The 12424-nt window shown below is 65.3% G+C and carries 12 protein-coding genes, 3 tRNA genes and 2 pseudogenes; 11 read left to right on the top strand and 6 right to left on the bottom strand.

Translation table 11 applies throughout. The features are described 5' to 3' along the window. Positions 1 to 42 precede the first annotated feature (42 nt). Positions 43 to 888: a glycine betaine ABC transporter substrate-binding protein gene (locus FHR73_RS07985; RefSeq protein WP_371099721.1), complete on the top strand. Its 846-nt coding sequence runs from the start codon at positions 43 to 45 to the stop codon at positions 886 to 888. Between the two features lie 42 nt (positions 889 to 930). Here the strand turns inward: FHR73_RS07985 and folD are convergent, their stop codons facing one another. Beyond that, entirely contained in the window at positions 931 to 1785 is an 855-nt protein-coding gene (folD, locus tag FHR73_RS07980; RefSeq protein ID WP_183630394.1) for a bifunctional methylenetetrahydrofolate dehydrogenase/methenyltetrahydrofolate cyclohydrolase FolD, read from the bottom strand. Positions 1786 to 2032: 247 nt separating this feature from the next. Here folD and FHR73_RS07975 point away from each other — a divergent pair. The 3 genes from FHR73_RS07975 (at position 2033) to FHR73_RS07965 (ending at position 2356) form a co-directional block, all read left to right on the top strand. Next, positions 2033 to 2109 (top strand) — tRNA-Arg (locus FHR73_RS07975). Positions 2110 to 2144: 35 nt separating this feature from the next. Further along, positions 2145 to 2220 (top strand) — tRNA-His (locus FHR73_RS07970). A 51-nt stretch (positions 2221 to 2271) separates the two neighbouring features. Further along, positions 2272 to 2356, top strand: a tRNA-Leu gene (locus FHR73_RS07965). A 101-nt stretch (positions 2357 to 2457) separates the two neighbouring features. On the opposite strand, the gene FHR73_RS07960 is transcribed toward FHR73_RS07965, so the two are convergent. The 3 genes from FHR73_RS07960 to FHR73_RS07955 all read right to left on the bottom strand — a co-directional run bounded on the left by FHR73_RS07960 (position 2458) and on the right by FHR73_RS07955 (position 3229). After that, a complete protein-coding gene (locus tag FHR73_RS07960; protein ID WP_183630393.1) occupies positions 2458 to 2643 on the bottom strand; it encodes a hypothetical protein in 186 nt (61 codons plus the stop codon). A 178-nt stretch (positions 2644 to 2821) separates the two neighbouring features. Next, positions 2822 to 2950, bottom strand: a complete 129-nt coding sequence (locus FHR73_RS22530) for a hypothetical protein (protein ID WP_260175664.1) — start codon at positions 2948 to 2950, stop codon at positions 2822 to 2824. 75 nt (positions 2951 to 3025) lie between these two features. After that, positions 3026 to 3229 (bottom strand): hypothetical protein, encoded by a 204-nt coding sequence (locus tag FHR73_RS07955; protein WP_183630392.1) that lies wholly within the window; start codon positions 3227 to 3229, stop codon positions 3026 to 3028. A 166-nt stretch (positions 3230 to 3395) separates the two neighbouring features. Between FHR73_RS07955 and FHR73_RS07950 the strand changes: the two genes are divergently transcribed. From FHR73_RS07950 to FHR73_RS22755, 7 genes and pseudogenes are all read left to right on the top strand, one after another. Beyond that, a complete protein-coding gene (locus tag FHR73_RS07950) occupies positions 3396 to 3758 on the top strand; it encodes a hypothetical protein (RefSeq protein ID WP_183630391.1) in 363 nt (120 codons plus the stop codon). A 117-nt stretch (positions 3759 to 3875) separates the two neighbouring features. Beyond that, positions 3876 to 4661: a sulfite exporter TauE/SafE family protein gene (locus FHR73_RS07945; RefSeq protein WP_183630390.1), complete on the top strand. Its 786-nt coding sequence runs from the start codon at positions 3876 to 3878 to the stop codon at positions 4659 to 4661. Positions 4662 to 4803: 142 nt separating this feature from the next. After that, positions 4804 to 6666 (top strand): annotated as a pseudogene (locus FHR73_RS07940) (PAS domain S-box protein); the annotation flags it as partial. Positions 6667 to 6669: 3 nt separating this feature from the next. Next, complete coding sequence (locus FHR73_RS22765) at positions 6670 to 7278, top strand: methyl-accepting chemotaxis protein (RefSeq protein WP_409258678.1); 609 nt, start codon at positions 6670 to 6672, stop codon at positions 7276 to 7278. Further along, complete coding sequence (locus FHR73_RS07935; protein ID WP_311629338.1) at positions 7275 to 8741, top strand: chemotaxis protein CheW; 1467 nt, start codon at positions 7275 to 7277, stop codon at positions 8739 to 8741. The genes FHR73_RS22765 and FHR73_RS07935 overlap by 4 nt, the downstream gene beginning before the upstream one ends. A 105-nt stretch (positions 8742 to 8846) precedes the next feature. Then, positions 8847 to 9761 (top strand): annotated as a pseudogene (locus FHR73_RS22760) (PAS domain-containing protein); the annotation flags it as partial. Beyond that, positions 9762 to 10304 (top strand): methyl-accepting chemotaxis protein, encoded by a 543-nt coding sequence (locus FHR73_RS22755; protein ID WP_371099719.1) that lies wholly within the window; start codon positions 9762 to 9764, stop codon positions 10302 to 10304. A gap of 2 nt (positions 10305 to 10306) precedes the next feature. On the opposite strand, the gene FHR73_RS07925 is transcribed toward FHR73_RS22755, so the two are convergent. Further along, entirely contained in the window at positions 10307 to 10912 is a 606-nt protein-coding gene (locus FHR73_RS07925; RefSeq protein ID WP_183630387.1) for a histidine phosphatase family protein, read from the bottom strand. Positions 10913 to 10917: 5 nt separating this feature from the next. After that, on the bottom strand, positions 10918 to 12087 hold the full coding sequence (locus tag FHR73_RS07920) for a GAF domain-containing protein (protein WP_183630386.1): 1170 nt from the start codon (positions 12085 to 12087) through the stop codon (positions 10918 to 10920). Positions 12088 to 12424 lie beyond the last annotated feature (337 nt).

Below are 12424 nucleotides of genomic sequence, written 5' to 3'. Positions count from 1 at the left end.
GCAACCGCCCGACTTCCATAGCGAGAGGACTGCTGCATGAGCATGGTGAAGAAACTGTTGGGAATAGGACTCGGTGTCGCGCTGACCTCGGCCATGAGCCTGGCCCAGGCGGCCAAGCCCGAAATCACCATCGGCTACGTCGATGGCTGGGCCGATAGCGTGGCCACGACCCATACCGCAGCTGAAGTGATCCGCCAGAATCTGGGCTACGAGGTCAAGCTCATGCCGGTTGCCGCCGGCATCATGTGGCAGGGCGTCGCCCGCGGCAAACTCGACGCCATGCTGTCCGCCTGGTTGCCCGTCACCCATGGCGCCTACTACGAGAAGATGAAGGATCAGGTGGTCGATCTGAACGTCAACACCCCCGACGCCAAGATCGGTCTGATCGTGCCGGAGTACGTCAAGGCCAACAGCATCGCCGATCTGCAGGCGCAGAAGGCCGACTTCGGTGGCCGTATCGTCGGCATCGATGCCGGTGCCGGGGTCATGCTCAAGGCCGACCAGGCGATCAAGGACTATGGCCTGGACTACAAGCTGGTGGCCAGTTCGGGCAGCGGCATGATCGCCGAGCTGACCCGGGCCGAGAAGGACCAGAAGCCGGTCGTGGTGACCGGCTGGGTGCCGCACTGGATGTTCGCCAAGTGGAAACTGAAGTTCCTCGAGGATCCCAAGGGCGTGTTCGGTGGCTCCGAGCATGTGGACACCGTGGCCAATCCGGCCCTGGAAGCCAAGGCCAAGCCGGTCTGGGACTTCCTGAAGAAGTTCGCCTGGCAGCCGGGCGAGGTGAACGAGGTGATGCTGGCCGTGGAGGAGGGCAAGAAGCCGGAAGAGGCGGCCAAGGCCTGGATTGCTGCCCATCCGGATCGCGTGAAGTCCTGGCTGCCCTGAGGGTTGGCTGAATGGAAAACGGGCCCCGCGGGGCCCGTTTTGCTAGCTGTGCAGCTGCTCGGCCGCGTACAGCGTGTTTTCCAGCAGGCAGGCCCGCGTCATGGGGCCGACGCCGCCGGGCACCGGGGTGATCCAGCTGGCGCGCTCAGAGGCACTTTCGAATTCCACATCGCCCACCAGGCGGCCATCGGCCTGGCGATTGATGCCCACGTCGATGACGATGGCGCCAGGCTTGATCCATTCACCCTTGACCAGTCCCGGCTTGCCCACGGCGACCACCACCAGATCGGCCTGGCTGACGTGGTGTTCGAGGGAACGGGTGAATCTGTGGGTCACGGTGGCGGTGCAGCCGGCCAGCAACAACTCCAGTGCCATGGGCCGACCGACGATGTTGGAGGCGCCGACCACCACCGCATCCAGCCCATAGAGGTCGACGCCGGTGCTGTGCAGCAGGGTCATGATGCCCTTGGGCGTACAGGGGCGCAGCTGGGGATTGCGCTGGGCCAGGCGACCCAGGTTGTAGGGGTGGAAGCCGTCCACGTCCTTGTCGGTGCGGATGCGTTCCAGGAGCTGAGTGGCATCCAGGTGCGCCGGCAGCGGCAATTGCAGCAGGATGCCATCGACGCTGGTGTCGTCGTTGAGCCGGTCGATCAGGGCTTCGAGTTCTGCCTGGGTAGTGCTGGCTGGCAGGTCGTGGGCATAGGAGTCGAAACCGACCTCTTGGCAATCCTTGCGCTTGTGCGCCACATAGACGCTCGAGGCGGGATCGTTGCCGACCAGGATGACGGCGAGGCCAGGGGCGCGCAGTCCGGCGCTACGACGTTGAGAGACTCGCTGGGCAATATCCTGGCGCAGGCGGGCGGCAATGGACTTGCCGTCGATCAGTTGGGCGGTCATGGGCGATTTCTGGTGGTGACGGAAAAGGGTCGGCTATTTTCGCATGGACGGGCCCGCTGACAACAGAGAAGCCTCTGCGGCGGCTAACTCATTCTTCTGCTTAAAAATTTTTTAAAAATTAGTTGACGGACCGGCGGGAGCTTTATAACATTCGCCCCGCTTGCCGAGCACAGCCCAAGTCACTGACAAGGGCCAGGCAAGAGGCTTCTCACCAAGGAAGTCTCTGCTAGGGCAGCTGCCGTAACAGGCGCCCGTAGCTCAGCTGGATAGAGCATCCGCCTTCTAAGCGGATGGTCGCAGGTTCGAGTCCTGCCGGGCGCGCCATTGGCGGTTCGGCGACGGCAAGCACGTAAGATATGGTGGGCGTAGCTCAGTTGGTAGAGCACAGGATTGTGGCTCCTGGTGTCGTGGGTTCGATTCCCATCGTCCACCCCATATTCAGCGAACGCCAGACCTCGTGTCTGGCGTTCGTCTTTCAAGCGTCTCGCGGACGTGGTGGAATTGGTAGACACACCAGATTTAGGTTCTGGCGCCGCAAGGTGTGAGAGTTCGAGTCTCTCCGTCCGCACCAATCAAGATGCACAGCAGAAGACCGGCCCAGCGCCGGTTTTTTTGTGCCCGCGATTCAGGTCGCGGCCAGCGGGTCGTAAGCGCTGGCGCTGGTACCCGGCTTCAGTGCAGATGCCGCAGCAGTGGCGCGCAGAGCGCGAAGGCGAGCGAGGTGCCGAACACCAGGGTCTTGGTCCACTTCTGTAGGGTGCGTCTGCGACCGCCCGGGGAAGACGGGACCTCGGTGGTCGCAGGCTGATGATCCGGGCTGTCGAACAGGGTGATCGAGCGGGTCAGTTGGGTTCGCATGATCCGACCTCTTGCCGTCTGCACGAGTTGTTATTGGCACTTTCAAGACTAATGCGGCGGGCGGGTAATGCAAGGTGCGGACGGCTTCCCGGCGAGTGACGGCTGCGCTGTCGAACACCCACCCGGTCAAGGACGGCCTCGCCACTGCCGCGGGAGCGGCAGGGCTGGCGACGGACGGTCAGTTGAAGGTCTCGGCCAGCAGGAACAGGGCGCCGCCGATGGCTCCGCCACTGAGCAGCACCAGGCTGATCAGGGCGCCTCCCACGAAGTGGGCGATGTCGTCACTGATTTCGTATTCCGCTTTCATGCTCGGTTCCAGAGGGTGGATGCCGCTACAGATAGCAGCCGCGCGTTACAGCGCGACGACGGCAGGCGTGCCGGGCTAGCTGGTCGCCCAGTTCAGCCAGAGGGTCTGCTCTTCGCTGAGTTGGCCGACCTCGCGCAGCGCCTGCTCGAGGTCTTCCCGGACCCGGCGCTTGAGATCGGCATTGAGGTCGACCTGGGCACTCTCCGCCAGGCGATCGGCGAGCGAGAGATCCGCGCTGAGCTGGCGCAACCGGGGGCCGATGAAATCCTTCTGCTGCATGAGCCGCTCCTGTCTCCTGATACCGCCGAGTGTGGCATGCGTCACCTTCGACTGAACACCGGCTGGGAAAATATTGTCTGACTTGATTGGTTAAAAGTCGGACTTTCGGCAGTCCACGTCGTTTTCAGGTCCAAGCTGTCAGCTTTTTCATAGGGAAGAAGAAATCATGAGCGGGACTTCAACTCGCAAGTTGCTGGTATTGACCGCAGGTTTCGGCCTGCTGGTGGTGGCCGCCGTGGCAACCACCCACCGCAGCGATTCGACCGGCAGCGAGCCGGCCGTGGTGGCGACCACGACGCCGCCGGTCGCAGCCCATGCACCCACTACGGGTACCCACCCGGTCGCAGACGAACACAAGCAGGATCTCGAAAGCTTCCTGGCGCAGACGACCCTGGCACCTTGCGGCACCGTCATGCCAACAACCATTACCGATCCCTCCTGCCGAGACGCCATCGAAGCCCATGCCCGGCGCGCGGGCTATGGCGACGAGGAGGTCGCGGCCTATCTGAATGCACACCAGGCCCGCTGACCTCCACGTTTAGCGTTATCGGTTATAAGCAAAGACCCTTTCAATATAGGTCGGTATAACCTGAGTAGTTATCCTGTGCGGCCGCAAGATGAGCCGACAACGGCAATTGGGACGGTAATGGAAGTAGGGTCGTTGGGCTTCGTGGTCGCGGGGCTGGTGGTTGGCTTCATCGTTGGCATGACGGGTGTAGGCGGTGGCTCGCTGATGACCCCCATCCTGCTCTGGTTCGGGATCAACCCCGCTGCGGCGGTAGGTACCGATCTGCTCTATGCCGCCATAACCAAGGCGGGCGGCGTTTTCGTCCACCAGCGCAATCGCAACATCGACTGGACGGTGACCGGCTGGCTAGCCGCCGGCAGCGTGCCCACGGCAGCCCTGACGCTGCTCGCCCTGGCGCTGCTGCCCGGTGATCAGCACGCCACCAATACCCTCATCAAGCATGCCCTGGGCATCGTGCTGCTGATGACGGCGCTGGCCATCCTGTTCAAGAAGCAGATCTTCGCCTTTGCCAGTCGCCATGCCAGCGACCGATTTCACCTGAGTGCCGGACGGCTCAATGCCCTGACGGTGCTTACCGGCGCGGTGCTGGGCTTCATGGTGACCCTGACGTCCATTGGCGCTGGCGCCCTGGGCACGGTGGCGCTGTTCCTGCTCTATCCGCTGCTGGCGACCCGGCGTCTGGTCGGCACCGAGATCGCCCATGCGGTACCCCTGACCCTGGTGGCGGGCCTGGGCCACGCCGGCCTGGGCAATCTGGACTGGCATGTGCTGGGCTTTCTGCTGCTGGGTTCCCTACCAGGCATCTTCCTGGGCAGCCATCTCTCCGGACGCGTACCGGATGGCGTGCTGCGGCCCTGCCTGGCCGTCATGCTGCTGGTTATAGGCACCAAGCTGGTGGTCTGAACGCCAGCCGGAAACTTAAGGTCGTTCATCGGACGACTACTGGCGATCCGCCAGGCGAAAACATCTCTAGGATAGGCGGCACTCAATTTGTTATCGCGATTTCCGATAACCTGATCGCCGAGTCCTCTCCTGGAGCTGCCCCATGTTTTCCGCCACTGCCGAATCCGCCGCTGTCGACGATGCCTCCGCCTACCACGCCCTGCGCCAGGCGCTGGATCGCTCCCTGGCAGTGATCGAATTCGATCTGCAGGGCACGATCCTTCACGCCAACGACAACTTCCTGGAGACCTTCGGCTATCGCCTCGACGAGATCAGCGGGCGGCAGCACCGCCTGTTCTGCCCGCCCGGGGTGGCGGAGAGCGAGGACTATCAGGACTTCTGGGCGGCGCTGGGGCGGGGCGAGTTCCACAGCGGCGTCTATCGCCGCAAGCACAAGGACGGCAGCCTGAGGTGGATCCGCGCGACCTACAATCCGCTGCTGGATGCGCAAGGGCGCACGCAGCGCATCATCAAGTTCGCCACCGACATCACCGAAACGCGCCTGCAGGCGGTCGAATACGAAGGCAAGATCGAAGCCATCCATCGCTCCCAGGCGGTGATCGAATTCGATTTGCAGGGCAATGTGCTCTGGGCCAATGACAACTTCCTCGGCCTGACCGGCTATGCGCTGGACGAGTTGCGCGGGCGTCATCACAGCCTGATGTGCCCGGCCGACTACGCACGTTCGGCGGACTACGCCCTGCTGTGGAATCGCCTGGGGCAGGGCGTCTTCGACACCGGGGTCTACAAGCGCATCCGCCGCGATGGCCGGCCGATCTGGATCCAGGCCACCTACAATCCCATCCTCGACAGCGACGGGCGGCCCTACAAGGTGGTGAAGTTCGCCACCGATGTGACCGATGCGCAACTGCAGGCCGCCGAATTTGAAAGCAAGATGGCCGCCATCGACCGCGCCCAGGCGGTGATCGAATTCGATCTGCATGGCAACATCCTGACGGCCAACGAGAATTTCCTGTCGGCCCTGGGTTACGGCCTGGACGAGGTGCGCGGCAAGCATCACCGGATCTTCTGCGAACCCGAGCATGCCCGCTCGCCGGGCTATCGCCTGTTCTGGGAAAAGCTCGGTCGCGGCGATTTCGATGCCGGGCTGTACAAGCGACGCGCCAGCGACGGCCGCCAGGTGTGGATCCAGGCCACCTACAACCCCATCCTCGATGCCGAGGGCAAGCCCTACAAGGTGGTCAAGTTCGCCAGCGACGTCACCGAGAGTCAGCTGCGCAACAGCGACTACGAAGGCAAGGTGGCGGCCATCGACCGCTCCCAGGCCATCGCCGAGTTCTCCCTCGACGGCACGGTGCTCACCGCGAACCGCAACTTCCTGCTGGCTCTGGGTTACCAGACCGATGAAGTGGTGGGCAAGCATCACCGCATCTTCTGTCCCGACGACTATGCCCGCTCGGCGGAGTACCGGTTGTTCTGGGACAAGCTGGGGCGGGGCGAATTCGACGCCGGGGTGTACAAGAGGCGCAACAGCCGGGGCGAGGAGATCTGGATCCAGGCGACCTACAATCCGATCTTCGACGCCGATGGCAAACCGTGCAAGGTGGTGAAGTTCGCCGTGGACATCACCGAGAGCCAGATTCGCAACAGCGACTACGCCGGCAAGGTGGCGGCCGTCGACCGCGGCCAGGCCGTGATCGAATTCGACCTGACCGGCAAGATCCTCGAGGCCAATCGCAACTTCCTGGCGACCCTGGGTTATCGCCTGGAGGAGATCCGCGGCCAGCATCACCGGATCTTCTGCGAGGCGGAGCACGTCGCCTCTGGCGAATACCGCGAATTCTGGGCGCGCCTGGCGCAGGGCGAGGTGTTCGGCGGGCGCTTCATGCGGCTGAGCAAGTTCGGCCAGCGCATCTGGATCCAGGCCACCTACAACCCCATCTTCGACGCCGAAGGCCAGGTGCACAAGGTGGTGAAATTCGCCACCGACATCACCCGCCAGGTGGAGATGGAGCAGCACGTGCGGCAGAAGATCGAGCAGATGAATCTTTCGCTGCACGCCCTGACCCGTTCCATCAACCAGATCGCCGAGACCACCGACGACGCCAACCGCATGGCCCGCCGCACCCTGGAAGAAGCCGAGCGCGGCTCTCTGACGCTGACCCGCTCGCTGGACGCCATGGAGGCCATAGGCACCACGGCGGGAGGCATCCAGGACATCGTCCAGGTGATCAGCGACATCGCCAATCAGACCAACATGCTGGCCTTCAACGCCGCCATCGAGGCGGCCCGCGCCGGCGAGCACGGCCTGGGCTTCTCGGTGGTGGCCGATGAGGTCCGCAAGCTGGCCGAGAAGTCGTCCCAGGCGACCAAGGAGATCAACAAGCTGATCCTGGAATCGGTGAAGAGCATCGCCCAGGGCAGCGAGATCTCGCGCAGCGTGGGTGAGGCCTTCGGCCTGATCGCCGAAGGGGTGGGCAAGACCCAGCAGTCCATCGAGGCCATCAACGGCTCCACCGCGGCCCAGCTCGACGATGCGGCGCGGGTCAATCAGCTGATCCAGGAACTGGACGCGGCCACCACCCTCCCGCCGGTGGTCGGGGGAGGACGGCCGTGACCCTGGGTGTCGTGCGGATCGGCGAACTGGAAGTCGCCCTGTCCGCGCAGGCCCTGGAACGCGTGGTGCCCTGGCCGGAGCGCCTGGCTCCTCATCCGAGTCCGGTGCCCTGGTTGCTGGGCCTCTTCGAGCTGGGCGGCCAGCCGCTGCCGCTGGTGGATGGCCATCGCCTGCTGGGGTTGCCGGCGGTCGAGCACGAGCGCCGGATCGCCGTGATCCGGCAGGGGGGCGGACGCTTCGGCCTGGCCATCGACGGGGTGGTGGACATCCTCAAGCTGGCGGATGACGCCATCGTGCAATTGCAGGGGGCGCCCGGGCGCCTGCTGGGACAGGTGCATCTGCAGCCGGAGACCGGCCGGCTGGTGCATCTGCTGGACCTGGATGCCCTGGACGCCTTGCCGGGCTTCGAAGTCAGTGCCGACAGGCCACTGGCGCTACAGCGGCAGGTCGCCATGGGCAAGGAAGAGGAGCGGCTCTATCTGCTGTTCGAGTGCGATGGGCGGCGCCTGTGCCTGGATGCGGCAGTGGTGCAGGAGCTGGTGGATCGACCGCAGCTGACGCCCAGCGAATTCGCCAGCGACAGCTGTCGCTACCAGGTGCAGCTAAGAGGCCAGGCCTTGCCGGTGCTGGAGCTGTCCGAGCTGCTGGGCCTGGCCACGCCCGCCAACGGCCAGCATGAGCAACTGCTGGTGCTGGCGGCGGGCGACCAGGGTCAGTATCGGGTCGCCTTCGGCTTCCAGCGGCTGCTCGGCATGTGGCGCCGGGATCCGGCGCAGTGCGCGCCGCTGCTCGGCTTCGGTCTGGAGCAGCCGGGACTGTTGCGCGGGATATTCAGCGCTGCGGAGGGCGAAGCGGCCATCGTGATCGATCACCTGGCCCTGGGGTGCCAGGAAGCGGCGGTGGCCTATGCGCGGATCTATCGCACCGATCGCGACCTGTTGCGCGAAGAGCGCCGTCAGGTGCGGCGCCAGCCGTGCCTGACCTTTCTCGCCGAATTGCTGTTCGCCGTCCCGCTGGAGCAGGTTGCCGAGGTCCTGCCGCTGCCGGCGCACTACCTGCGGCTCGGTCAGCGGGATCCGCGACTGCTGGGGTTGATGGAGGTCCGTGGCCAGCAGATCACCCTGGTCTGCCTGCGGACCCTGGCCGGGGCGGCAGCGGTCGAGCCCGGTCCCGGCGATCAGGTGATCGTGGTGGCAGGGCAGCGCCAGCGCCTGGGTTTCGTGGTGCAGCGGGTGGAGGCCATCGAGGCCTTTACCGAGTTGCGCGCCGATGCCCTGGCGCGCAGCTGGCAGTTGCCGGGCGAGGGCGGGGCGGTACCGGCGCAGCGGGTGCAGAGCTGGGTGGGCGTAGGGTCTCCGGGCAACAGTCGCCAGGCGACCCTGATCGACCTCGGTGCGCTGGTGAAACGTCTGGAAGGTCAGGCCCGGCAGGCCCTGCCGGAGCCCTTGGCTGCGGCGATTTGACCTACCGCCTGTCGTTTCGCCGAGCGGTCGGGTAACGGGCCGTCCGTGGCTTTGTCAGGCGCCAGAGGCGGTCTTCATCGAAGCGGTACCGGCAGGCTAGAGCCCATGGTGTTTTCCAGTGGGTGCCAGGCGAGGCGTGCTATTGGTGCTCCTTTCGCCTGGCTCGAGTGGTGGCGTTCATCAGCATCTTGTCAAGAAATTTCACGGCGCGTCGAACCAGAGGAAGACACAACTTTCCTGGGTGATCCCATGTTCAACTCCGCACTCAAACGCCGCATCGCCGAACTCGAAGCTGAACTGGCCGATCATCGTCAGCTGCGCACGGCGTTCTCTAACGATGCGATCTGCCTGCTGCTCGACGCCCAGGGCCGAATCGAGGATTTCAACGAGAATTTCGCCCTCTGCCTGGGCTATGCCCCGGGCAGCCTGACCGGGCGGAGCGTGGATGACATCATTCCGGAGTATGTGAAGAAGCTGGTCTGCTACGGCGACCTGAAGCGCAGCTTCAGCGAAGGGCGCCAGGCCAGTGGCATCTATCGATTGCTGCGCGGGAACGGCGGCGTCGCCTGGCTCTACGCCATCTGGACGCCGGTGCGGGATACCGAGGGTCGGGTCAAGCAGATCCGCTGCTACGCCTATGACCGTACCGAGCAGGTGGAAACCTCCACCGAGCATTCGGGCATCATCAATGCGTTGCTGCGCTCGACCGCGGTGATCGAATTCAACCTGTCCGGCGAGGTGCTCACGGCCAACGAGCGCTTCCTGCAGGGCATGGGTTATTCGCTGGCGCAGATCGTCGGCAAGCACCATCGGATGTTCTGCAGCCGCGAAGAGGCCGAATCGGCCGACTATCGCGCCTTCTGGGAGCGGCTCAACCGGGGTGACTATGTCGCCAGTCGCTTCAAGCGCATCGACAGCCATGGCCGCACGGTCTGGCTGGAAGCCTCCTACAACCCGGTGCTCAACACCCGCGGCGAGCTGTACAAGGTCATCAAGTTCGCCACCGTCATCACCGAGCAGGTGGAACAGGAACTGGCGGTGGCCGAAGCGGCCCGGGTCGCCTTCGACATTTCCCAGACCACCGACGAAAGTGCCCGTCAGGGCGCGGCCGTGGTGCAGGACACGGTCGCGGTGATGACCCGCATCGCCGACGAAATCCAGGTCGCCGCCAATGGCATCGAGGACCTCGGCAAGCAGTCGCTGGTGATCAGCGCCATCGTCAAGACCATCAGCGGCATCGCCGAGCAGACCAATCTGCTGGCGCTCAACGCGGCCATCGAAGCCGCCCGGGCGGGCGAGCAGGGCCGGGGTTTCGCGGTGGTGGCGGACGAGGTCCGGCAACTGGCCGGGCGTACCAGCAAGGCCACCGAGGAGATCGTCGGGGTGGTGCAGCAGAACCAGCAACTGGCGCAGACCGCGGTCAGCAACATGGCTGCCAGCCGGCAGCAGGCGGAGCAGGGCCTGCATCTGGCCAGCAACGCCGGGGTGCGCATCACCGAGATCCAGGAAGGTGCCCGCCAGGTGGTGGGCGCGGTCAGCCAGTTCGCCCGGCGGCTGAGTTAAGGCTAAGCGTCCCAGCCGGGGGCGCTGTGCCACGCATAACCGGTCGCGTCGAGTTCCAGCCAGCGGCCCTGGTGGATGACCATCCGGGTCGCCACCTCCGGACTGGCCAGGCCGGTCGCCACCAGCAGGCTGCGGATCAGGGCGCCATGGGCCACCAGCAGCGTGGGACCCTGGAGTTCTGCCAGCAGCGGGCGCACCCGCTCGGCGGCATCGGCATAGCTTTCGCCCCCGGGTACCCGAAAGGTATAGGGCTCGGCGGCGCGCCGGGCGTGCTGCTCGGGATAGCGCTGGGCGATGGTCGGCATGTCCAGTCCCTCCCAGTCACCAAAGGCTTTTTCCGCCAGGCGCGCATCGCGGCCCAGGCTTCTCGGCGTACCCGGCAGCTGCGCCAGGATCAGATCGAGCGTTGCACTGGCGCGTTGCAGCGGACTGCTCAGGCAGGCGAATCGGCAGACGTCGAGGCGTTCGCGCAGGGCCAGGCCCACGGCTTCGGCCTGGGCCCGGCCGCGGGCGTTGAGCGGTATGTCCTGGCGACCCTGGAGGCGGCCGTTGGCATTCCAGTCGGTTTCGCCGTGACGGATCACCAGCAAGGGAGAGGGCAAGGGCAAGGGTATCAATCCAGGGCAGTGGGCAGGGTAAGGATAAAGCGCAGGCGGTCATCTTCCCGGCGCGCGACCAGGCTGCCGCCATGGCCGCGGGCGATTTCCTGGGCGAGACAGCAGCCCAGGTCCAGGCGGACGGGTTGCTCGGGATCGGCCTGGGTCAGCAGCGGCTGGAACACCTGGTTCAGGGTAGCGGGATCCACCACGGCGGTGCTGCTTTCCACGGCGAGGCGATAGCAGCGTTCGTCGAGCTCGCCGCGCAGCAGCAGGGTGCCGCCGGCAGGATTGCGGGACGCGACCCACTCCAGCAGCGCGGTCACGGCCTGCAGCAGGCGCGGCAGGTCGAGGCGCAGGGCGGCGGGTAGTTCCGGCAGCTCGCTGCGCAAGGTCTGGTCGGGGAAGCGCGTCTGCAGCCTGGCGAGCAGGTCCAGGAGCCGTTCATTGACGCCTTCCACTAGGGCCGGCTTCAGGGGCAGGCCATGACCCAGGCGCGCGCGCACGAAGTCGGCGGCCATGGCACTGCGTTCGGCCAGGCGCTGGGCCTCGGCTTGCCAGCGCTGCGCCTGGCCGGCGTCCGCTGACGCCTCCTTGGCCAGCGCCTGCAGCGGACGCTGCAGATCCTCTTCCAGCAGCACCAGCAGTTGTTCGCGCAACGGCGTGAGATCGAGGTCGCCGCGTGCGCCGGGGCTTTCCTCGCGACGCTGTTCTTCCCGGGCGAGCAGTTCGCCCAGCAGGCGCGCGAAGCCGTCCAGGGTAGCGGTCACCGGGCGCTGCTCCAGCTGCGGCGCGGGCTGCGGATCGAAGGCGCACAGCGTGCCGAAGAAGGTGCCATTGGGACGAAACACCGGGACCGACAGATAGCTCTTCCAGCCATAGAGGCCGGGCGCCGGATGATCGCAGTAGGTGGGATTCTGGGTCACATCGCTGATGATCACGGCGTCGTGGGAGGAGCGCACGTGGTTGCACAACGTGGATTCGAGATCCAGTTCAGCGCCGGGTTGCAGGCCGTAGGCGATGCGATCCTCCACCGCACAGGCGATCCAGCGCTGCTCGGTGACCTCGGCAATGGTGGCGACCCCAAGGCCGCTGACATCGCAGACGACGCGCAGGAGCGCCGCGACGGAATCCAGGGACGTCAGCAGCTCGATGCTTTCGACGGTACTGGAGGGTTGGCTGGGCATGGCGCGGTAGTTCTCTGACGGACAGGCCCTGAACGCTAGGCCAAGAGACGCCAGAGGGCAACCGTTAACCCGCCGAGCGATCCGCGTGGCGGACGCTCGGGCAGCCGCCGTCTAGCCGATCAGGTCGGTGGCGTAGGCCAGTACGGTCAGGCAGAGCAGCAGCAACAGCAGGTTGGCCGGGGTAATGCTTTTCATCGGGGAGATCCTTTCACGCAAGGGCGGTTCCTTGTCCAGGTACACCTGGGGCTGCCATGCCGGTGCTGGGGATCTCGGGAGGTGGAGCAGGTAGGTTCATCTCTGCGTCTCGATACTGCTGGCAAAGGACAGGAGTCGGAAC

The sequence above is a fragment of the Pseudomonas sp. AS2.8 genome (assembly GCF_014190935.1).
In the GTDB taxonomy this organism is placed as follows: Bacteria; Pseudomonadota; Gammaproteobacteria; order Pseudomonadales; family Pseudomonadaceae; genus Chryseomonas.
Note: the sequence above shows the minus strand (reverse complement) of the source record. Positions and strands in the feature narration are given on the sequence as shown.

Bases quoted from the DNA above. Each gene is read 5' to 3' on its own strand.
- FHR73_RS07985 (WP_371099721.1), top strand. From the start codon at position 43: ATGGTGAAGAAACTGTTGGGAATAGGACTCGGTGTCGCGCTGACCTCG.
- folD (WP_183630394.1), bottom strand. From the start codon at position 1,785: ATGACCGCCCAACTGATCGACGGCAAGTCCATTGCCGCCCGCCTGCGC.
- FHR73_RS07960 (WP_183630393.1), bottom strand. From the start codon at position 2,643: ATGCGAACCCAACTGACCCGCTCGATCACCCTGTTCGACAGCCCGGAT.
- FHR73_RS22530 (WP_260175664.1), bottom strand. From the start codon at position 2,950: ATGAAAGCGGAATACGAAATCAGTGACGACATCGCCCACTTCGTGGGA.
- FHR73_RS07955 (WP_183630392.1), bottom strand. From the start codon at position 3,229: ATGCAGCAGAAGGATTTCATCGGCCCCCGGTTGCGCCAGCTCAGCGCG.
- FHR73_RS07950 (WP_183630391.1), top strand. From the start codon at position 3,396: ATGAGCGGGACTTCAACTCGCAAGTTGCTGGTATTGACCGCAGGTTTC.
- FHR73_RS07945 (WP_183630390.1), top strand. From the start codon at position 3,876: ATGGAAGTAGGGTCGTTGGGCTTCGTGGTCGCGGGGCTGGTGGTTGGC.
- FHR73_RS22765 (WP_409258678.1), top strand. From the start codon at position 6,670: ATGGAGCAGCACGTGCGGCAGAAGATCGAGCAGATGAATCTTTCGCTG.
- FHR73_RS07920 (WP_183630386.1), bottom strand. From the start codon at position 12,087: ATGCCCAGCCAACCCTCCAGTACCGTCGAAAGCATCGAGCTGCTGACG.